A 20,433-nucleotide genomic window follows, 5' to 3' on the forward strand; every position below is an offset into this window, starting at 1 on the left:
CTTGATCTTTAACCTGTGCGGCGTGGACGCGGGGTCGTTGACTTCTTCGTGCGTGGCTTCGCGGAGCCTGGTCTGCCAACTGTGTGCACGTCATAGCGGGCAGTGGGCTGGTCGTTCCTGCGGCCGGGTGGGCGTCCTGGGCCGGGTCGGGCGGTTTTCGGTGCTCCGGCTGGGCAGGCGGCCTTGGTGCGGAGGTGCCGAAAGTCGCGGCGGACTCGTGCGGGGGTGAGCCTGTCGGGCGGGGCCGGCTTCTCCCACGGTCTGCGGAGGTCTGCCGCCAGTGGGCGTGCGAGCCGGAGCTGGGTGAAAGCGGCGAGGATCAGCCAGGTCCAGCGATCGGCGGCTTCGGGGCTGCGGATCTTCGGGCAGGTCCAGCCCAGGGTCTGTTTGAAGAGCCGGAAGGTGTGTTCGATGTCGAAGCGTCGCAGGAATGCCTGCCAGAGCAGGTCGACGGTGGTTTCGGTGGCGTCGGTGCCCGACCACCACAGCCAGACCGGCTTCGGTGTCGCGCCGCTGGGCAGGTGCTCGACCTGCAGACGGATCACGGTGCCCTCGATGACCGGCAGGGCACCCAGCTCGGCGGTCCAGGCCGAGCGGTGGGTCAGTCTCGGGTGGAGCCGGTCCCAGGCGCGTGCGGTGGCGGTGCCGTAAAGGCGGGTCGCGGTCACCGTCTGGGTGTCGGGTGTGTTCCAGGTGGCCGGGTCACCGAAGACGAACTCGCCGCCGTGGCGGGGCGGCCGCCCTCGGAGACCGGGCTCACGGGGTGGGATTGCGCGTCGCAGTACGCGGTCCGAGCGCATCCGGCCCAGCACCTGCACCGGCAGATCCTCCAGCAGGAAGGCCAGACGTGGCACGTCGTAGCCGGCGTCCACCACGATCAGGATCTCCGGGTCGGCGTCTTTCCACTGGCCGGCTGTGATGAGCCGTTCGACGAGCTCGCGCATCTGCCTGGCTGTGACGGTGGCGGCGTCGTCACCCGGTGCCAGACGTAGTGCGTCCAGTGGTGCGGTCCAGGAACTTCGGCCGCTCTCCAGCGCGCAGATCACCGAGTAGGGCCAGCCGGGAACCGGGATGTGCTGATCCTTGCCCCGTCCGTAGGTGTGGCACAGGATTCGCTGCGGTGAGGTGTGGGCGCTGGGCCGCAGCCAGCAAGTGAGGTCGGCGGCAAGGACCAGCCGGCCGTCCGCCGCCCTCGGCAGCGGGACCGTGGCCAGGGCCCGTCGCAGCCGGGCGACGTCGACCCGGCCCGCGGCCAGGGCGTCGTAGAGCCCGCCGTGTCCCCGCCGGTGTTCGCCGACCAGTGACAGTTCCACCAGGGACCGGACCGGCCCGTCCGCGCACAACACCGCGTCCACGAGTTCGAACAGTCCATCCGCACGCCTGGTCAGACAGGAGTAGAACTCACCCCGGAAGCGTGACAGTCCCGCAATCGGATCCTGCCGGACGACGTGATGCGACAGACTCATCCCCACGGCCTTCGTGCTGAGCGTTGTGTGTTCCTTGGTCGGATCACATGCTCAGCCGAAGGCCGCCCGCATGTACCGCAGTTACCAGTCCGAGTGATCAAGTACGACGAGCCGTTCGGACCTTCGAGGTTAAAGATCAAGTTAGCGGCCCGTCTCCACTCGCAGTTCCGCGAGTCCGGCGGGCTTCTCCGGGTCCTCCGCGCGGACCGACACCCGCACCTTGCGGGCCGTGTCGCCCGCCAGGTAGGGACGCCAGAAACGGCCGTCGAGGGAGGTCTCCACGGTGTGCGCGGCAGGGGCGGCATCGCTCCAGCGCGGGGAGACGGAGACGACGCGGAGCGGCCGGGCCCCCAGGTCCACCGTCAGGGACCCCGTCGCGCCGTCCGGGGACCAGGACGTCGCCGGGCTGCCGTCCACCGCCGCCTCCGCGTACAGGCCGGGCGTCGCGGACGTCGCCGTCACCGGACGGCAGCGCGCCGCGTCGGCCGTCGGGACCAGGTCCGGGCGGCGGGTGGTCAGGGTGAGCGTGTCGGACAGCCGGCGCGGGCCCTGGGGCGTGTGCACGGTGAACGGCGCGCCCGAGGTGAGCCGGACCGTGCTCGTCCGGCCGCCGATCGCCACGTCGTACGTCCGGCCCCGGTAGCGCAGCCCCGTCAGCGTGACGCCCTCGTGCAGCTGCGGCGGCAGCATCGGGTCGAGGCGCACCCCGTCCTCGCGGAGCCGAAGCCCCGTCAGACCGTGCGTGAACACCTGGAGGAACCCGCCCTTCCCGGTCAGGAAGTCGTCGGCCGGAAAACCGGACAGCGGGTCCTGCGCACCCGCCTTGTCGCCCCGGGCCTCGGAGAACAGGTCGAACGGGCCGCGCATGAAGGGGCGTACCGCGCGCTGGAGATACGTGTGGACCGAGCACCCCGGCTCTCCGACGACCGCGGCGTCGATCGCGTGCACGGAGTCCGTCATCGCCGGGCCGTCCGGGTCGGTGCGGGCCGCGTAGTAGTCGAGGGTGGCGGCCGCCGCGCCGGGCTCCATCGGCCACTCCAGCGGGTACGTCAGCAGGACGGCGTCCGCCTGCTTGATCATCGAGCCGTTGTACCCGGCGTACTGGAGGAAGACCTTCCGCTCGGGGTCGTACGGGATGCGGAGCCCGTCCGCGACCCGCTGCCAGGCGGCGGGCGGGCGGTGGCCGAGGAGACGGGCGGCGCGGGCCGCGTTGCGCAGGGCGGTGGCCGCGACCGCGTTGGTGAAGACCCCGTCGTCGACGCCGTTGCTGTACTCGTCGGGCCCCGCGACGTCCTCGATCGAGTAACTGCCGTCCGCGTTGCCGGTGGCGCGCGACTGCCAGAACTCCGCGATGCCCTTCAGCAGCGGCCAGCCGCGTCCGGCCAGCCAGCCCCGGTCGCCGGTGGCGAGGTAGTACTGCCACACGGCGAGCGAGACGTCGCCCTGAAGGTGCACCTGGGTCAGGCAGTGCGGTGGGTCCCAGCTCTGGCACTCGGATGCGAGCCGGCCGCGGCTCGCACTGGTCCAGGGGTAGAACAGGCCGCTGTGGCCCAGCTTCCGCGCGTTCGCGCGGGCGGCGTCGCGGGTGCGGTAGCGGTACTCGACGACCGAGCGGGCCAGTTCCGGGCGGGTGGCGAGCAGCCCGGGGAACATCCACGTCTCCGCGTCCCAGAACACCATGCCCGCGTAGTTGTCGCTGGTCAGCCCGGCCGGGGCGATGCTGTCAAAGGAGCCGCGCCGGGTGCTCGCGAGCAGCCCGTACTGGGCTGAGCGCAGCCAGCCCTGGAGCTCGGGGCGGCCGGGGACCAGCACGTCCGCCGACCAGTCCGCGCGCCAGGCGGACGCGTTGGCCGCGAAGACGCGCCCCCAACCGCGCCGCGCCGCCCGGTGCGCGGCCCGGCGGGCGTCCTCGGCCGGGGTGCGGGAGGTGAGGGCGGTGTCGACGCCGACGTACTTCTCGAAGGTGTACGTCCTCCCCGCCCGGACGGCCTCGGTCCTCGGGGGCGTCCGGGAGCCGGCCGGCGTCCCGACGGCCCCGGAGCCGTCCCGCACCACCTGGACGATCGCCCCCTCGATCCCGGTGCCCAGGGTGGTGAACGTGCCGTCCTCGCGGAGCGTGATCCGGCGTGCGCCCCGCTCGTCGAGCCGGCCGGCGACGGTCGCCGTGCCGCTCCAGTGCGGGGTCATCCGCAGCCGTACGGCCCCGGTGTGCACGTCCGAGCGGTCGGCGAGCACGTCGTACACCAGGTCGGTGGCCCGCCCGTCGGCGGTCGTCCAGCGCAGCGAGGTGCGGACGAGGCCGCAGCCGAGGAAGACCGTCTGCCGGTACCGGGAGATCCGGTCGGCCGGGGTGCCCGTGCCGAAGGTCTCCCCGCCGACGCGCACGTCGACGGTGGTCCAGCTCGGGAGCGCGGCGATCACCTCGCGGCCCCCGGCGACGGCCTCGTCCCTCGCGTAGAGCCCGGAGACGAACGCGCCGTCGTAGCGGGGGGTGTAGAGGGGCCAGCCGGTCTCCTCGCCGGTGCTCGCGTAGCCCGAGCCGGTGGCGGGGACGCGGTGCCCGAGATAGCCGTTGCCCACGTACGGGTCGTAGCCGCCGGCCTCGCCGAAGCGGGTGGACGCCGGGGCCCAGGGGTCGTTTTGACCGTCCGTCCGGCCGCACGCGGGCGGGGTCGTGCGCCGCTCCGGCGGGGGAGCGTCGGCGTGGCCGGGAAGCGGCGGCGGGGCGATGAGCGCGGCCGTGACCAGGGGGGCGAGAAGGGAGATGCGCGAGAGGCTCACAGGACGAAGGTAGGGACGCGGCCGTGCGGCGGGCCGCCGCGGCGCGCGTCCGCCCCGTGCCCGGCGCCCGTCTGCCCGCCGGATGGAGCAGGGGCGGGGCGCGGCGGGAGTCCGGAGCGGGGTGCGGCCCTCGCCGGGTCCGCGGAGGCGTGCGCGGGAGCTTTCTCGGTAACGACGGAGTTAATTGATCCGCCCGGCGAGCGCGTCGCCGCCGCGCCCCCAGAGGGGGGAGAAGTCGGGGTTCCGGGGCTCAGGCAGACGGGAAAGCGCCAGGTCATGGCGGTGATTCTGGACCTGGGGCCCGTCCGTGGGGCAGGGCCTGCCCGGCATGTAATCCGGTCTGTCAGGCGAGGAGAAGGTGAATGGCGCACGTACAGGCACCCTTGTGGGTTTGCCATGCATCGGTCAATCTTTCGCTGGCAGCAGGGTACGCCGCTCGCGTACGGCGCAGAAAACGGGGCGCCGGACGGGGGAATTGTCATGCCCCTGCCCGGAGTCGTCGTGCGGCATGAGGCTCCGGCACCCCCCAGAGCACCGCCTATGAGGAGGACCCCTCACATGTCAGTGACGCGCCACACCCCCCATGCCCGGCGAAGACTCGCCACGGCGAGCGTCATCGCGGCGGCCGCCGTCGCGCTCTCCACCGCGGCCGCGCTCCCGGCGACCGCGAGCGAGCGGGCGCCCGAAGGCGTGATCGCCAACGAAGGCGCTCCGGACGCCATCAGCGGCAGCTACATCGTGACCCTCAACGACGACGCGCCCAAGTCCCACACCGCGAAGGGCAAGGCCCTCGCGAAGAAGTACGGGGCGAGCATCGAGCGCACCTACCGGTCGGCCCTCAACGGCTACGCGGTCGAGCTCTCCGCCGCGCAGGCCCGGAAGTTCGCCGCCGACCCGGCCGTGGCGTCCGTCTCCCAGAACCGCACCTTCACGGTCTCCGCCACCCAGAACAACCCGCCCTCCTGGGGCCTGGACCGGATCGACCAGAAGAACCTCCCGCTGGACCAGCGCTACACCTACCCGGACTCCGCCGGCCAGGGCGTCACCGCCTACGTCATCGACACCGGCGTCCGGATCAGCCACAGCGACTTCGGCGGGCGGGCCTTCAACGGCTACGACGCCGTCGACAACGACAACGTCGCGCAGGACGGCCACGGCCACGGCACCCACGTGGCGGGCACCGTCGCGGGCACCGCCTACGGCGTCGCCAAGAAGGCGAAGATCGTCGGCGTCCGGGTGCTGGACAACAACGGCTCCGGGACCACCGCAGGGGTCGTCGCCGGCATCGACTGGGTCACGGCCAACGCCGTCAAGCCCGCGGTCGCCAACATGAGCCTCGGCGGCGGCGCGGACTCGGTGCTCGACGCCGCCGTGCGCCGGTCCATCGCCTCCGGCGTCACCTACGCCGTCGCCGCGGGCAACGAGTCGACGAACGCCTCCACCAAGTCCCCGGCGCGTGTCGGCGAGGCCATCACGGTCGGCTCCACGACCAGCAGCGACGCCCGCTCCAGCTTCTCCAACTACGGTTCGGTCGTCGACATCTTCGCGCCGGGCTCCTCGATCACCTCGGCGTGGAACTCCGGCGACAACTCGACGAACACCATCTCCGGCACGTCGATGGCCAGCCCGCACGTCGCCGGCGCGGCCGCCCTGTATCTCGCCGAGAACCCGGGCTCGACCCCGGCGCAGGTCTCCTCCGGCCTCGTCGCGGCCGCCAGCACCGGCGTCGTGGGTAACCCGGGCAGTGGCTCGCCCAACCGCCTGCTGAACGTGGGCCAGGGCGGCACCACTCCGCCGCCCCCGCCCGGCGACCGGTTCGAGAACACCACCGACTACGCGATCAACGACAACTCCACCGTCGAGTCGCCCATCACCGTCAGCGGGGTCTCCGGCAACGCCCCGGCCACGCTGAGCGTCCCCGTCGACATCTCCCACACCTACATCGGTGACCTGAGGATCGACCTGGTCGCGCCCGACGGCTCGGTCTACAACATGAAGGCCTACGGTTCCGGCGGAAGCAGCAACGACGTGGTCACCACGTACACCGTCAACGCCTCCTCCGAGGCCGCCAACGGCACCTGGAAGCTCCGGGTCAGCGACAACGCGACCTACGACACCGGCCGCGTCAACGGCTGGGCGCTGCAGTTCTGACCGGAAGGCAGCACCGGTGAACCACTGACATGAAGGGGCTGGGGCGGTCGAGTGTCACTCGACCGCCCCAGCCTCCGTGTTACTAGCGGCGGTTGAGTCCGCGGTCGACCGCGGTGATCAGCTCGCCGTTCTCCGTGTCCCCGTCGAGCGACCAGAACATCGCTCCGCCGAGCCCCTCCTCCCGGACGTACGCGGCCTTGGCGCGCAGCACCTGCGGATCGTCGTACGTCCACAGGGTGCTGCCGTCGAACAGCCACGCGTGGCCGTTCGCGGTGTCCCGGTGCACCCTGTACGCGCCGGATTCGGCCAGCTTCTTGAGGGCCTTGTAGTCCTCGTAGCCGTCCGCGTACGTGGCGGGGGCCGGGGCTGCCGCCGGCTGCCCCATACCGTCACCGCCGCCGCTCACCCCCGTCCAGCCCTGGCCGTAGAACGGCATGCCCACCACCAGCTTGTGCTTGGGGGCGCCGCGCCGGGTCCAGTCGCGCACGGTCCCCTCCACGCTGAAGTCGTCCCGCGCGCGGAGCGCCGACTGCTGGGCGGTCCTCTTCTCGCCCGACACGTGGAAGTCGTACCCCTGGAGATTGACGAAGTCGAAGTCCCGCATGAGCCGTTTGACGTCGAAGCCCGCATCGATCTTGGCCGGATCGGCCGGGACGTACGCCGACAGGTCGTAGTGCCGGGGCTTCGGCTTGCCGTGGCCGCGCCCCCGGTCCTTCCCCAACTTCGCCGAACGCTTCGCGTGGGCGTCGAGCTGAGTGCGGAACTCGTGGATCAGCGCGGTGAAGTTCCGCTTGTCCTCCGGGCGGAAGACGGTGCCCGCGTTCCCCTCGGAGCCGGGCCACTCCCAGTCGACGTCGATCCCGTCGAAGAGCCCGGCCGCCGCGCCCTCGCCGCCGCGCGACCCGTCCACCGGGAGGTTGCCCTTGATGTACAGGTCGATGCAGGAGGCGACGAGGGCCTTGCGGGAGGCCGCGGTGCGGACCGCGTCGGAGAAGTGGGTGGACCAGCTCCAGCCGCCGAGCGAGATCATGACCTTGAGGCCGGGGTGCTTGGCCTTCAGCTCGCGCAGCTGGTTGAAGTTGCCCGCGAGAGGCTGGTCGGCGGTGTCGGCGACGCCGTCCACCGAGTCCGCCGCGTCGAGCGGGCGGGCGTAGTCCGCCCAGGCGTCGGCCTGGCCGGGGACGTTGCCGGTGAAGCACGTGCCCTCGGCGCTGATGTTGCCGAAGGCGTAGTTGATGTGGGTCAGCTTGGCGGCGGCCCCGCTGGTGTCCAGGTCCTTGACCTGGAAGTCGCGCCCGTAGACGCCCCACTGGGTGAAGTAGCCGACGCTCTTGTAGGCGGGGCGCTGGTGGCCCTTGCCGCGGTCGGGGCCGGCGCCGCGGTCGGAGACGGCCGTGGCCGCGGGCGCTGCGCCTGCCAGCAGAGCGACGGCGACGCCGGCGACGGTGATTCGGGACAGGTTGCTTCGACGCATGGGGCTCGTTCCTGTGCGTGATCCGGTGAAGGAGGGAGTGGAGAGCCGTGCTGTGCTGAGGAAGGTATTGGTCTGTACCAAAAATGGTCAAGGGTCCAGGAGTTGAGAGGGCGCGGCGGTGTCGGCCAGCGGGTTCCTGGGCAGAGAACGTCCGGTGACGCACTGGTGCTCACGCGTGGGTTATGCGCGGGCCGCCACGGCTTCATCACCTTGAGTGAAGAACTGGCCTATGCTTGCGGTGTACAACCCACGGTTGTCAGGCTGTCGCAGACTGTCAACCTGTTGGGAGTGGCCAGTGACTTTCGGTGAGCAGCCCGCCTATCTGCGCGTGGCGAGCGACCTCAGGGAGAAGATCGCCAACGGCGCGCTGCCGCCCCATACCCGCCTGCCCTCGCAGGCTCGTATCCGGGAGGAGTACGGGGTTTCGGACACCGTCGCCCTGGAGGCGCGGAAGGTCCTGATGGCGGAGGGGCTGGTCGAAGGGCGCTCCGGCTCGGGGACGTACGTGCGCGAGCGCCCCGTCCCCCGCAGGATCGCCCGCTCCGGCTACCGACCGGACAAGGGGGCCAGCCCGTTCCGGCAGGAGCAGACGGCCGAGGGCGCGCGCGGGACCTGGGAGTCCCGCAGCGAGCAGGAGGGCGCGAGCCCCGAGACCGCCGAGCGGCTGGGCATCGAGCCGGGCGACCGGGTGATGCGCACCCACTACGTCTTCCGGGAGGCGGGAGAGCCCATCATGCTCTCGACCTCCTGGGAGCCGCTCGCCGTCACCGGGCGGACCCCGGTGATGCTCCCGGAGGAGGGGCCGCTGGGCGGCTGCGGGGTGGTCGACCGGATGGCCGCGATCGACGTCGTGGTGGACAACGTGGCCGAGGAGGTCGGCGCGCGCCCGGGGCTCGCGGAGGAGCTCCTGGCGCTCGGCGGTGTGCCCGGTCACGTGGTGATCGTCATCGGGCGTACGTACTACGCCTCCGGCCGGGCCGTCGAGACGGCCGACATCGTCGTCCCGGCGGACCGGTATCGCATCGCCTACCACCTGCCGGTCCGCTGAGCCGGCCTTCCGTCAGCCCCGCCGCGGCCGTCCGCAGCGGGGCTGACGGGGCGCGAGGGGCGCATTCTGCGGATGCGCCCCTTTCGTGATGGCCGGATGCGTATCTCTTTGTGCAAATCCGCCTGCGCTGCGTGAAGGTCGGGCGTACGCTCGGGCATATGCGTACTGCGGTTTCCTGGGGTTCCTTAGAGACGTGCACGCCGGTGGGGAGAGGGGCGATATGCGGGGGAGCGACACGATGAGCGACAGCGGTGCCGCGCTCCCTTGGCAGGTGATACGGCAGGACGACACCGGCAACCGCTACCGCGTCGGCAGGTATGCCACGCAGGCCGAGGCCCAGCGGGTCGCCGACGGCCTCGACGACCGCCGCCACCAGCAGGTCTACCGGGTGGAGCGGGTGGGGCAGGCCAGTCGGCCCTGACGTCGCCGCGGCCGCGCCAAGGCCCATCGGCCGGAGGGGTCGGCCGATGGGCCGCGGCGGGGACCGGGGGCGCCGGGGCCTCGGGAGGGCGCCGACCGGAAGCCCGTTCCGATGGCTCGTCCCGCCCCGTCTGTCAGATCGCCCTGCGCGTCGCCGAGGCGGGCTTCGTTACACCCATCGGTTTCGCCGGGCGGCCTGACCAGCCCTCTGTACGGTGTGGCGGGCCACAGGGAGAAGGCGGTGCGCTTCGCCGCCGAGCCGGCCGAGTCAGCAGGGGGAGCAGTGTCGTTCGACGATGAATGGGCCCAGCAGAAGAGTGCCGCGGCCGAGCGTCAGTCGTCGCAGACGCGGCTGAACCAGTCGTCGGGAGAGGGCGGAGGGGGCTCTCCGCCACCCCTGTTGGGCGGCGCCTCCCCCGACCTGGCCGCCACGCCTGCGAAGAAGTCGGCCGCGGCCGACAGCATCGAGAAGAACCTTGAGGGCGGGACCGTCACGGCCGCCGACGCCGCCGACGAGGGCACACGCGGCGCCATCTCGGAGTTCGGAGGGTGGGACACGGCCGCCGGACTCAAGAAGGCCCACAGTCACTGGGACAGTCAGGTGAATCGCCTCATGGCCCGCCTCCATCACGAGAAGGCGAGCCTGCGGGCCACTGCGGTGAGCTTCTCCCACCACGAGCTGGACCTGGAAGCCGACTTTCGGCCAGTGAGATCTCGGATCGACGGGGTCTAGGGGAGTCATGCCGACCTATCACGAGATCACGCACACCAGGTTGTCGGCGCTTGCCACGGCAGCCGACGGCTGGAAGGAGATGGCACGCAAGTTCAAGATTCTGGAGGACATCTACGAGAGGGATGTTCAAAGCATCTCGAAAAAGGGCGTGTGGGTCGGGGAGAGTGCCACCGTCTCCACGGTGAAATTCTCGGTCACGCGCAAGGAGTACGATTCCGCGCAGAAGCAGGCGCTCGCCATGGAATCTCTTCTTCGCGACGCACATGCTCAACTGGTCGACCTGGTCGGTCGGGTCACGTCCGCGGTGGCGGAGGCCGAGGGGGCCGGTATGAAGGTCTCGGCCCATGGTGTCGCCGTCTACGACTTCAGCAGGACCGACGCGCAGATGAAGATCGCTGTCCAGCACGATCCGGAGCTCGCGCATGTCGAGGACTCCTATACGAAGAAGATCTCTGATGCGGTGAAGGCGGTCACCGAGTACGACCAGGACATCAAGGTGGCCCTGATCAGTGCGTCGGGAGCGGACCAGGGCGGTCTGTTCGGATTCAACCCCAAGCCGGTCAACGACGTCGAGGCCGTGGAAGCGCTGAACCTGACGGAGAGGGTTCGCTCCGGGGAGGCGTCGGAGAGGGAGCTACGACGCTACCGGGACGTCATGCGGGCGAACGCCGAGGACGAGCACTTCGCTCAGGCGTACATCAACGCACTCGGCGGCAGGGGAACGCTGGCTCTGGCTGACCAGATGCATCTCGCCGCCCATGAGCGAGGCGTGTCCCAGCAGGAACAGAAGTTCTACCCATCGATCACCGCCAGTCTTGCCGACACGGTGGCGTCCGGCACCAAGGACGCGAACGGTTACGCGTACCGATCCTTTGTCGAAGGGCTGAAGAGCGCCGGCACGGAAAATCTCGGGAGCAATACGAGGCCGGTCAACGGCTATCCGATCCTGGTCACCCTCATGCAACAGGGCGATGGTTACGGGAAGGAGTTCCTCAACGACGTCGGAAACGGCATCATCGACGCGGAGAAGGGGAAGACGGAGCCCTGGCTGCATCACGTCGACCCAAGCCGGCCCGATCTGGCGGTCGATCCACTGGACGGTGTCCTTCAGGTCATGAGCAAGGACCCGGAAGCTGCCACGTATTTCCTCGATCCGGAAGCCGAGGCCAACAGGAACGACCACCTCGAGTACCTGCTCACCCAACGCGAGGACTGGCCCGACGAGTACTTCTCCGGACCCGGCAGGATCACCGAGTTCGAGAACCCCGGCAAGGCCATGGGCCTGGGCGCCGCACTCCAGGCTGCCACCACCGGCCACGCGCCCGGTGAGAAGCTCGGCGAGGCGGGCCTCCACACCGAGGGGCAGGCGCGGGTGATGCACAGCGCCATCCGATTCCTGGACACCGAGATGAAGGGCGACGAGTTCCCCGAGCACCTGGAGAACCTTCGCCAACCGATGGCCAAGGCCATGGCCGACTACGTCCCGGACACGCACATCATTCTCAAGGGGCAGGAATCCGCCTACGGAGGCTCCGGAGGGCTGGACTCCATCGGAGGGTCGGGCGACGAGTCCCACATCGCGGTGGGCCAGGGGAGCCTGGTACGCGTCATGCGGGGAGTCTCGGACGACGCGGGATCGTACGCCCTGCTGGTCGAGGCCGAGCGGGCCTATGCGGCGGATGTGCTGGCCGGTATGTCCACCGATATGGAGGACCCCGACACGGCCAAGGTCTGGAGTAACCGTAGTCATGACATCGGCGCAGCAGTGGGTGCTTTGAACGGAATCGGCGCTGACGTTTACAAAGACAAGAAGGACGACAAGGCTGAGTGGGCTGCGGACACCGCAGAGTATGCGGCTATCGGGGGTAACGGTCTGATCGGAGAGATTCCCGTCGTGGGTACTGTGGGTGGCGCGTTGATTGATTCCATCAAGTATGACTGGGCGAAGGACGTCGTTGAGGCGGCCGACGAGCAGGGGAAGCAAGATTCCAGTGAAAACTATACGCAAGGCGCCGATGGGATGAACCAGCTAATGGGAAAGTGGGGGGAGAGGGGAAATGAGCGTGAGACTGAGGACTTTGACGCGGCCCAAAATTCCGCCATGGACGGATATGTCGGAGGCAGAGCGGCTGCCGCAGCGCATCTCTGATGCACAGTTCCGAGGTGCGCGGGGGTTGTTCGCGGTCACTGCTCTGTTTCTGTTCGTGGTCGGCTGCTCGTCGGGCGCCGATGGTCAAGTGGAGGATCGAAACTGTGACGTAGCGGCGTCATCCGACCGGGGGGAGGTGCTACGACGAATTTTGGGGTCCAAGGATGTCGGGGTCGACACGTTCAGTGGCGATCGGAGGTTCGTGGAAAAAATGCGGGCGCGTGTCATCGGCGATGCCTCTCAAGGGGCCGGCCATCCCCTTGCGGCATGCGCCTTCTACCCGAAGGATTATTCAGGAGTCCAGAGGGTCAGAGTGGAGTTCGAATGGGTTCCGCGCAGCGATAGCGGTCCTGCAAGGAAAGAGTTGAGAGGTGGAGACAGCCACTACGCGACGGCGGGCGCGCAGGGTGAAAGCAGTGCATTTATCTCACGCCTCCGGTTCGATTGTCGCCTCTCTGGCGACGCCGAAGAGGCTTCGCGCAGCATGGTGCTCCAGGGCGTCGTCTCGAACACTCTGAAGGATAGTTCTGAGTTCGATCAAGCAGATAAGGATCGCCGGTTCTCGTTCCTGCATCTCGTATCTCGAAATACCGCAGAAATTTTGGAGTGCGAGAACGACCCGCTGGCCGGCCCCCCGCCCGCCACCGCGTACCCCACCGAGGCGGAGGCGGAGGCGGCAGTCCGGCGGTAGGGGAGCGGCGACGGGCGGGCCCTTGCCGGGCGGTAGGGTCCTGCCGGGCCCCGGGGCGTGGACACCGCTGGGGTGGGGAGCCGCCGGGGTGCGGATGAAGAGGCGAGGTGGCGGCGGTGCTGATCGACACGGTGGCGTGGGTGCGGATCGAGGGCGGACGGATTCTCTGCGCGCGGCCCCGGGGCAAGGACGTCTTCTACATTCCGGGCGGCAAGCGCGAGGGGGCCGAGAGCGATCTGCAGACCCTCCTGCGCGAGGTCGAGGAGGAGCTGACGGTCGGCCTGGTCCGGGAGACCGTCGTCCACGCCGGGACGTACGAGGCCCCCGTCGACGACGCTCCCGACGCCGCTGTCGTGCGGATGAGCTGCTACTACGGCGACTACCGCGGCACGCTCGCGGCGAGCAGTGAGATCGAGGAGGTCGCCTGGTTCTCCTTCGCCGACCGGCCTCTCGTCCCGCCCGTGGACCGCCTGCTCTTCGACGACCTCAAGGCGGCGGGCGAGCTGGTCTGACGAGCGCCGGGCTGCTCTGGCGGGCGCGTCGGAAGGCCGGAGGCGGCGGCTCTCTGCCGCCCGTGCGTCCGTATGCGCCAAACATCCCCTTGCGCGGTAGCGGGCAATCTCTGGTGGGTATGGGACGTTTAGCCCCCATTTGTGTGGGGTGCGCCCGTGCTCCTCCCTGGGAAGTGATCGGCGTGATCGAGACCGAAGGCGACTGCGCCGAGTGGACCTTTCCCGCGGAACCCGGTTCCGTGCGCAGCGCCCGGCACGCCGTCCGGGACGCGTTGGGCTCCTGGGGGCTCGATACCGCGGTCGGTGACATGACCGTGCTGCTCGTGAGCGAGCTGGTGACCAACTCCCTGCGCTACGCCTCCGGGCCCATCGGCGTACGCCTGGTCCGGGACCGGCCGGGCGGCCCCGGCAACGGGTCCGGGAGGCTGACCGGGGACCTCTCCACCGCCGTCCGGGTCGACGGCCGGCCGCCCGCCGCACCGGGGCTGCTGGTGGAAGTCTCCGATCCGCTCCCGGACCCGCCCACCGAACGCAGTGCGGGGCCCAGCGACGAAGGCGGCCGGGGGCTGCAGCTCGTGGCCTGTTCCGCACGCCGCTGGGGGACCCGCCGCGGAAAGAGTGGCAAGACGGTGTGGTTCGAGCTGGCTCTCCCTGGTTAGGAGTGGGGAGGGACGCACAGCGATCACCAGAGGTCGGGCAGAACCTGGCTGAAAGGGACTGAGACCGTGCTGTGATCGTGAACGCCGTGTCGGTCGGGGCCGTAGTGCTGAATACTGCGGGCATTGACCGGTCCGGTGTGTGAGCTGGAGGGGACGGTCGCGTGAGCGAAATACCTGGGACAACAGGCGACGTCGTGTGGCAGAGCAGCCCGCCCGGCTCGATCTACGACCACATCAGGGTCGCCTCCTTCTCGATCGGCCCCGACGGTCTGATCGAGCAGTGGAGCAGCCGGGCCGCCGGTCTGTTCGGCATGACCTCCGACGAGGCGGTCGGCCGCGACCCGGTCGAGGCGTTCATGCCCGACGAGCTGCGCCGGGACGGCCACCGGCGGGTCGGCGAGATCCTCGACGGCAGGGAGTGGACGGGCCTCGTCCCGTTCCGGACTCCGGACGACGACCGGACGCCCGGGGCCGACCGCACGCACGGCGTCGCCGAGGTCTTCGTGATGCCGAGCCTGACGGAAGGCGGGGAGCGCGGGGCCCTCTGCATCGTCGTGGACGTCCAGGTACTGCGCCGCATCGAGACGGACCTCGCCGCTTCACAGGCCATATTCGGACAATCTCCCTTCGGCTTCGTGCTGTTCGGCACGGACTTCACCGTCGTTCGGGCCAACCAGCGCTTCGCCACCGTCTTCGGCGGCACGGCCGAGGACCACCGGGGCCGCACCGTCGAGGACTACCTGCCCCGGCCGGAGGCCGAGCGGCTGTCCGCCACCCTGAAGCGGGTCCTGGAGACCGGCGAGGCCGTCACCGACCTCCAGCTGGTCGGCACCGTCCCCGGCGGCCCGGACCGCCGCCACTGGTCGATGAACCTCTACCGGGTGCACAACGGGGCAGGCCGCCCCGTCGGCATCGCCGGACTGGCCACCGACGTCACCCGCCGCCACATCGCCGCCCGCGAGGCCGCCAGCGCCCGCCGCAACCTGGCCCTCCTCAACGAGGCCAGCGCCCGCATCGGCAACTCCCTCGATCTGGAGACCACCGCCCGCGAACTGCTCGACGTGGCCGTCCCCGGCTTCTGCGACCTCGCCTCCGTCGACCTCTACCAGGGCCTCCTCTCCGGTGAGGAGGCCGCGCCCGGTCGGTGGGCCCCCCCGCGCCGCGAGTCCGGAGGCGGCTCCGCGGAGCTGCGCCGGGTGGCACACGCCAGCGCCGTGTCCGACGCGCTGCCGACCGCCGTGGCGGGCGGCGGGGCCCCGGGGCCGGAGGACCTGCCACCCGAGCTGGGCTCCGTCCACCGCTTCCCCTTCGGCTCGCCCTGCGCCGTGGCGCTGCGCTCCGGCCGGGTCGAGGACGTCCCCGGCGACGAGATGGGCTTCGTGCAGTCGACGCTCGCCGTGCCGATGGTCGCGCACGACACGGTCGTCGGACTCGTCCAGTTCTCCCGGACGAAGGGCAGCGAGCCCTTCAGGGAGCGGGACCGGGCACTCGCCACCGAGCTGGCCGCCCGCGCCGCCGTCTGCATCGACAACGCCCGGCTCTACCGCCGCGAGCACGAACGGGCCCTGATCCTCCAGCGCAGCCTGCTGCCCCCCGGCGACCCCGAGGCTGCCGGGCTCGACATCGCCTGCCGGTACCTGCCCGGCAACACCGCCACCGAGGTCGGCGGCGACTGGTTCGACGTGATCGAACTGCCCGGCCACCGCACCGCCCTCGTCGTCGGCGACGTCATGGGGCGCGGGCTGAGGGCCGCCGTCGCCATGGGCGAACTGCGTACCGCCGTGCGCACCCTGGCCCTCCTCGACCTGGAGCCGGCCGAGGTGCTCTCCGCCCTCGACGAGGTGGCGCGCGGGCTCGGCTCCCCGGGCGGCGGTGAGCGCAGCGAGGGCCTCGGCGGCAGCGGGGGAGCCCAGTGGCCCTCCCGCGCGGCGCAGAAGTCCCGTGAGGCGGACCTCTCCGAGGTCTACCTCGCGACCTGCGTGTACGCGGTCTACGACCCGGTCACCCGGCGGTGTACGTTCGCCAACGCCGGCCATCTCCCTCCGGCCGTCGTCGAGCCCGGCCGGACGGCCCGGCTCATCGACGTACCGCCGGGCATGCCGCTGGGCGTCGGCGGCGAGCCGTTCGAGGAGGTCGAGGTCGAGCTGGCGGAGAACGCCCTGCTCACCCTCTACACCGACGGTCTGGTGGAGTCGCGGCACCACCCGCTGGACGAGGGCCTGGACGCGCTGCGTACCGTGCTCACCGGTCCGCAGATGCCGCTGGAGGACGCCTGCGATCACGTCCTGTCGACCCTGGACACCCGGCACGGCGAGGACGACATCGCCCTGCTGATGGCCCGGATTCAGGGTCTGCCGACGGAGGCCGTGGGGGACTGGCGGCTGCCGCGCGAACCCCGTTCCGTGGGGCGCGCGCGCGAGCTGGCCCGCTCCCAGCTGCTCGCCTGGGACCTCGACGACCTGGTGGACACCACGGAACTCCTCGTCAGCGAGCTGGTCACCAACGCCCTGCGCTACGGCGAGGGCGAGATCCGGCTCCGGCTGCTGCGCGACCGCACCCTGGTCTGCGAGGTGTGGGACGCCGGGCTCGTCCAGCCCCGCCGCCGCCGCGCCCGGGACACCGACGAGGGCGGCCGGGGGCTCCAGCTGGTCGGGCTGCTCAGCGCCGCCTGGGGCTCGCGCCGCACCCCGCGCGGCAAGACCGTCTGGTTCGAACTGGCCCTGCCGGACGGAGCCCCGCCCGCCGAGCTCTCCGTGGAACAGCTCCTCAGCATGTACTGAGCCCCGCCCAGGGCACCGCACGGGCCTCGCCCCCCGCCCCCCGGCCCTTCCTCGCCGACCCGCACCCCGGAGCGCGCGCCGACCCGCACCCCGGCGCGGGCGCCGACCCGCACCGCGGTGCTCCGTGCGTCCCGCGCCCCGGCGCTCCCCGCCCCCCGTCCGGGCCGGGTGGCGGGAGACGTCGGTGCGCCGCCCCGCCGCCCCCGCCGCCGCCCCCGCCACCGCCGCATCCCGCCACCACCCGGTCCCGCCACCGCCCCGCCCCCGGCCTCCCGCCGTCCGCATGGGCTGTTCGTAGGAAAAGCGACGCCCGTGCGCGTGTGCAAAGCGGCGCAGGGGTCCCGCCGTCGTCCTATGGGGCGGATGCAGCGCATCCCACGACCGGGTCCTGGGCACAGGACCGCCCGAAGTCCGGAGGCGACGAGTGGCAGACCTTCAGCTGTCGGTCGTCGTGCCGTGCTTCAACGAGGCAGAGGTGATCGAGTCCTTCCACGCCGCCCTGCTCGCCGTCCTGGACCCGCTCGGCGCCACCTTCGAGGTCTGCTACGTCGACGACGGCAGCAGCGACCGCACCCGGATTCTGCTGCACGCCCTCGCCGCCCGGGACGCGCGGGTCCACTACACCGCCTTCAGCCGCAACTTCGGCAAGGAGGCCGCCATGCTCGCCGGCCTCCGCATGTCGCGCGGCGCGGCCGTAGTGATCATGGATGCCGACCTCCAGCACCCGCCCGAACTGATCCCCCGCATGCTCGAACTGCACCGGCACGGCTACGACCAGGTCATCCCGCGCCGCGACCGCTCCGGCGAGGGCATGCTGCGCAGCACGCTCAGCCACACCTACTACGCCCTCGTGCGGCGCTGCATGGACGTCGAACTCATCGACGGGTCGGGGGACTTCAGGCTGCTGTCGCGGCGGGCGGTGGAGAGCGTCCTGTCCCTGCCCGAGAGCAACCGCTTCTCCAAGGGCATCTTCTCCTGGATCGGCTTCGACACGGTCAGCTTCCGCTACCGCAACAGCCAACGAGTGGCCGGGCAGTCCAAATGGGGCAGCAGGCGGCTGCTCAACTACGGCATCGACGGTCTCCTCTCCTTCAACAACCGACCGCTCCGCCTCGCCATCTACACCGGCTTCTGGGTCTTCGTCTCGGCACTGGCATACGCCCTGTGGACCGTCGTGACCGTCGTCCTGCACGGGGCGGACACCCCCGGCTACGCCACCCTGCTCACCGCCGTCGTCGCACTCAGCGGCATCCAGCTGGTCACGCTCGGCGTCATCGGCGAGTACGTCGGCCGCATCTACCACGAGGCGAAACACCGCCCGCCCTACGTGGTGCGGGAGACCGACACGACCTGCCGCTCCCTGCCCGACGCCCCGCCACCGCCGCTCCGGCCGCCCGGGGGCCCGGAGCCCGCCCCCGACCGGTCCCGTACGGCCCGCCAGTTCGGCAGCTTCATCGTCATCGGGTGCCTGAACACCGCCGTCTACCTCGGGGTCTACGCCTCGCTCAACCGCTGGATTCCCTACCTGACCGCCCATGTCATCGGCTTCACGGTCAGCATCCTCTGCTCGTTCCTGCTCAACTCCTACGTCACCTGCCGTACGAAGCCGACCTGGCGCGCCCTGCTGCGCTATCCGCTCTCCAGCCTCGTCAACCTCGTCGCCTCCGGCGCCCTGCTCTACGGGGCGGTCAGCGGGCTCGGCATGGACAAGAACCTCGCCGCCCTCGCCGCGGGCGTCCTCGTCACCCCCGTCTCCTTCCTCCTGGCACGCTGGGCGATCACCTCCGGCCGGAGCGGGGCCGCCGCCGCACCCCCGTGCCCGGACGGCCCGGCCGGGCCGCCGACCGGGGAGCCGGTGCGCGCCCCGCTGTCCACCCGCTCGCCGCAGGACCGGTGACCCGATGGCCGACCAGCCTGCCGGGACCGCCGCCGGGAAACGAGAGGACGGGGCAGCCGCCCGCGAGGGCGCTCACCCACAGGGCGCCCGCCCCTGGACCGCCCTGTGGGTGAGCGCCCTCGCGGTCCCGCCCCTGGCCCTGCTCGCCGCCGCCGTCTGGTTCGGGCGGCACGTCCGGCCCAGTGCGGACGACTGGTGCTTCCTGCCCGCCGTCCGCGACGACGGCATCACGGGGCTGGTCGGGAAGTTCTACCTCGACGACAACGGACGGGTCGCCAACGCCCTGCTGGTCGGTGCGTACGCGAAGTTCCAGGTTGCCGGGCACCAGTGGTTCCCCCTGGTCAGCGGGGCCCTGGTGCTCGCGGTCCTGTGGGCGCTGGCCGTCGTGGCGCTGCGCCGGGCCCGGCTCCTCACCCCGCGCGGGCTGCCGCTCCTGCTCGCGGCCATGGCCACCGCGCTCTTCCTGTTCGTCACGCCGAACACGTACAAGACGTTCTACTGGCCCGCCGCCTCCGTCTCGCACACCCTGCCGCCGGTCCTGGCCTGCGCCGCGCTGATCCCGCTGCTGCTCGCCCGATCCCGGCGGGGCCGGGGCTTCGCGCTCGCCGTCGCGGTGCTCATGAGCGCGTTCCTCGCCACGCTGTCCGAGGAGACGGCCATCGTCGTCGTGGTGGTGCTGGCCACCGCGCTCCTCCTCAGCGGCCGGGCCGTCCCCCGCCCCGACCGGCGCTTCGTGCGTCTCTGGTGCGCCGCCGGCATCGCCGGAACGGCGGCCGGCGCCCTCGTCCTGATCACCTCGCCCGGCTCCACGCGCCGCCGGGAACGGTTCGGGGCGGAGACCACGTCCCTCCTCGCACCGGACTCGCTCGCCGCCGCACTGCGCGGCTTCGCCGAGATCACCGTCACCGTGGCCACCACCTGGCAGTACGCGGGCGCGGTCGCCGCCGGGGTGCTCCTGGGCCTGCTGTGCACGCGAGCGGACGGCAGGCCCCCGCGCCCGCCCGCGCACTGGCCCCTGCTGGCCGGGGCCGGAGCGCTCGCCCTCCTGGTCTCCGGCTACCTCTGCACGGTCATCGCCTACCCGGTGTTCGAGGACCGCGTGAGCGACCCCGGGGCCAACCGGCTCTGGAACGACTACCTCCTGCTGTACGTGCTCCTCCTCACCGGAGCCGGGGCGCTCCTGGGCCTAGCCGTCCGGCGGCACGTCCGGCGCACCGCCCCGGCGAAGGCCGTGTGCGCGGCGCTCTGTGTCCTGGTCTGCTTCGGCCCGGCGGTCTCGCTCACCCGCCTGGACGCGAACATGGCCGCGCGGGCCGAGAAGTGGGACGCCCAGGACCGGCGGCTGCGGGAGGGCGCGGCGGCCGGCGAGCGGGTCCTGCCCTACGAACGGCTGGTCGTCAGCGGCATGCTGGAACCGTTCAGCCAGGGGGGCCGCAGCTACTGGCCCGGCGGGTGCGTCGCCGACTTCTACCGGCTCGAGCGGGTCACGGACGGGGCGAGGAACCCCTGAGCCGCTGAGCCCCTGCGCCTGTGAGCCGCGTCCGCAGCCGGGGCCCGGCACGGGCCGAGGGCCCCGCCACCCGTGGGGAGCGCCTCGTGGGCCTGGTTTAGCCGGAGGAGGGCGTGGTTAGGACTGGGAGCGGTGGGGGCGCCTGTCGTCAACGCTTGTGGG

At 71.2% G+C, this 20,433-nt stretch carries 14 protein-coding genes; 11 read left to right on the top strand and 3 right to left on the bottom strand.

The annotated features are described in order from the left end of the window. Positions 1-8 precede the first annotated feature (8 nt). Together V9U70_RS07265 and V9U70_RS07270 are read right to left on the bottom strand one after the other, a co-directional pair. Positions 9-1,466, bottom strand: coding sequence for an NF041680 family putative transposase (locus tag V9U70_RS07265; protein WP_336673638.1), 1,458 nt, complete (start codon positions 1,464-1,466; stop codon positions 9-11). Between the two features lie 141 nt (positions 1,467-1,607). Then, entirely contained in the window at positions 1,608-4,247 is a 2,640-nt protein-coding gene (locus V9U70_RS07270) for a glycosyl hydrolase family 65 domain-containing protein (RefSeq protein WP_336673646.1), read from the bottom strand. A 558-nt stretch (positions 4,248-4,805) separates the two neighbouring features. Here V9U70_RS07270 and V9U70_RS07275 point away from each other — a divergent pair. After that, entirely contained in the window at positions 4,806-6,398 is a 1,593-nt protein-coding gene (locus V9U70_RS07275) for a S8 family peptidase (protein WP_336673647.1), read from the top strand. Between the two features lie 82 nt (positions 6,399-6,480). On the opposite strand, the gene V9U70_RS07280 is transcribed toward V9U70_RS07275, so the two are convergent. Beyond that, positions 6,481-7,872, bottom strand: a complete 1,392-nt coding sequence (locus V9U70_RS07280) for a glycoside hydrolase family 18 protein (RefSeq protein ID WP_336673648.1) — start codon at positions 7,870-7,872, stop codon at positions 6,481-6,483. A gap of 295 nt (positions 7,873-8,167) precedes the next feature. Between V9U70_RS07280 and V9U70_RS07285 the strand changes: the two genes are divergently transcribed. The 10 genes from V9U70_RS07285 to V9U70_RS07330 all read left to right on the top strand — a co-directional run bounded on the left by V9U70_RS07285 (position 8,168) and on the right by V9U70_RS07330 (position 20,271). After that, the gene (locus V9U70_RS07285; RefSeq protein WP_336673649.1) at positions 8,168-8,920 is read left to right on the top strand and encodes a GntR family transcriptional regulator; all 753 of its coding nucleotides are present in this window, start codon (positions 8,168-8,170) and stop codon (positions 8,918-8,920) included. 220 nt (positions 8,921-9,140) lie between these two features. Continuing rightward, positions 9,141-9,341 carry an SPOR domain-containing protein gene (locus V9U70_RS07290; RefSeq protein ID WP_336673650.1) on the top strand — a complete coding sequence of 67 codons (201 nt, stop codon included), beginning with the start codon at positions 9,141-9,143 and terminating at the stop codon, positions 9,339-9,341. 282 nt (positions 9,342-9,623) lie between these two features. After that, positions 9,624-10,073 (top strand): hypothetical protein, encoded by a 450-nt coding sequence (locus tag V9U70_RS07295; protein ID WP_336673651.1) that lies wholly within the window; start codon positions 9,624-9,626, stop codon positions 10,071-10,073. Between the two features lie 7 nt (positions 10,074-10,080). Continuing rightward, on the top strand, positions 10,081-12,222 hold the full coding sequence (locus tag V9U70_RS07300; RefSeq protein ID WP_336673652.1) for a DUF6571 family protein: 2,142 nt from the start codon (positions 10,081-10,083) through the stop codon (positions 12,220-12,222). Beyond that, positions 12,185-12,913, top strand: a complete 729-nt coding sequence (locus V9U70_RS07305; protein WP_336673653.1) for a hypothetical protein — start codon at positions 12,185-12,187, stop codon at positions 12,911-12,913. The genes V9U70_RS07300 and V9U70_RS07305 overlap by 38 nt, the downstream gene beginning before the upstream one ends. 107 nt (positions 12,914-13,020) lie before the next feature. Continuing rightward, a complete protein-coding gene (locus tag V9U70_RS07310; RefSeq protein ID WP_336673654.1) occupies positions 13,021-13,425 on the top strand; it encodes an NUDIX hydrolase in 405 nt (134 codons plus the stop codon). 173 nt (positions 13,426-13,598) lie between these two features. After that, positions 13,599-14,084: an ATP-binding protein gene (locus V9U70_RS07315; protein ID WP_336673655.1), complete on the top strand. Its 486-nt coding sequence runs from the start codon at positions 13,599-13,601 to the stop codon at positions 14,082-14,084. Between the two features lie 194 nt (positions 14,085-14,278). Next, positions 14,279-16,864, top strand: coding sequence for a SpoIIE family protein phosphatase (locus V9U70_RS07320; protein WP_336673671.1), 2,586 nt, complete (start codon positions 14,279-14,281; stop codon positions 16,862-16,864). Positions 16,865-17,288: 424 nt separating this feature from the next. Beyond that, positions 17,289-18,761 carry a glycosyltransferase gene (locus V9U70_RS07325; RefSeq protein WP_336673656.1) on the top strand — a complete coding sequence of 491 codons (1,473 nt, stop codon included), beginning with the start codon at positions 17,289-17,291 and terminating at the stop codon, positions 18,759-18,761. Between the two features lie 4 nt (positions 18,762-18,765). Beyond that, positions 18,766-20,271, top strand: coding sequence for a DUF6056 family protein (locus V9U70_RS07330; RefSeq protein ID WP_336673657.1), 1,506 nt, complete (start codon positions 18,766-18,768; stop codon positions 20,269-20,271). Positions 20,272-20,433 lie beyond the last annotated feature (162 nt).

The sequence above is a fragment of the Streptomyces pratensis genome, from assembly GCF_037137275.1.
Taxonomy (GTDB): domain Bacteria; phylum Actinomycetota; class Actinomycetes; order Streptomycetales; family Streptomycetaceae; genus Streptomyces; species Streptomyces pratensis_B.

Excerpts from the sequence above, each read along its gene's own strand:
- V9U70_RS07290 (WP_336673650.1), top strand. The coding sequence starts at position 9,141 with ATGCGGGGGAGCGACACGATGAGCGACAGCGGTGCCGCGCTCCCTTGG.
- V9U70_RS07265 (WP_336673638.1), bottom strand. The coding sequence starts at position 1,466 with ATGAGTCTGTCGCATCACGTCGTCCGGCAGGATCCGATTGCGGGACTG.
- V9U70_RS07280 (WP_336673648.1), bottom strand. The coding sequence starts at position 7,872 with ATGCGTCGAAGCAACCTGTCCCGAATCACCGTCGCCGGCGTCGCCGTC.
- V9U70_RS07275 (WP_336673647.1), top strand. The coding sequence starts at position 4,806 with ATGTCAGTGACGCGCCACACCCCCCATGCCCGGCGAAGACTCGCCACG.
- V9U70_RS07305 (WP_336673653.1), top strand. The coding sequence starts at position 12,185 with ATGTCGGAGGCAGAGCGGCTGCCGCAGCGCATCTCTGATGCACAGTTC.
- V9U70_RS07300 (WP_336673652.1), top strand. The coding sequence starts at position 10,081 with ATGCCGACCTATCACGAGATCACGCACACCAGGTTGTCGGCGCTTGCC.
- V9U70_RS07330 (WP_336673657.1), top strand. The coding sequence starts at position 18,766 with ATGGCCGACCAGCCTGCCGGGACCGCCGCCGGGAAACGAGAGGACGGG.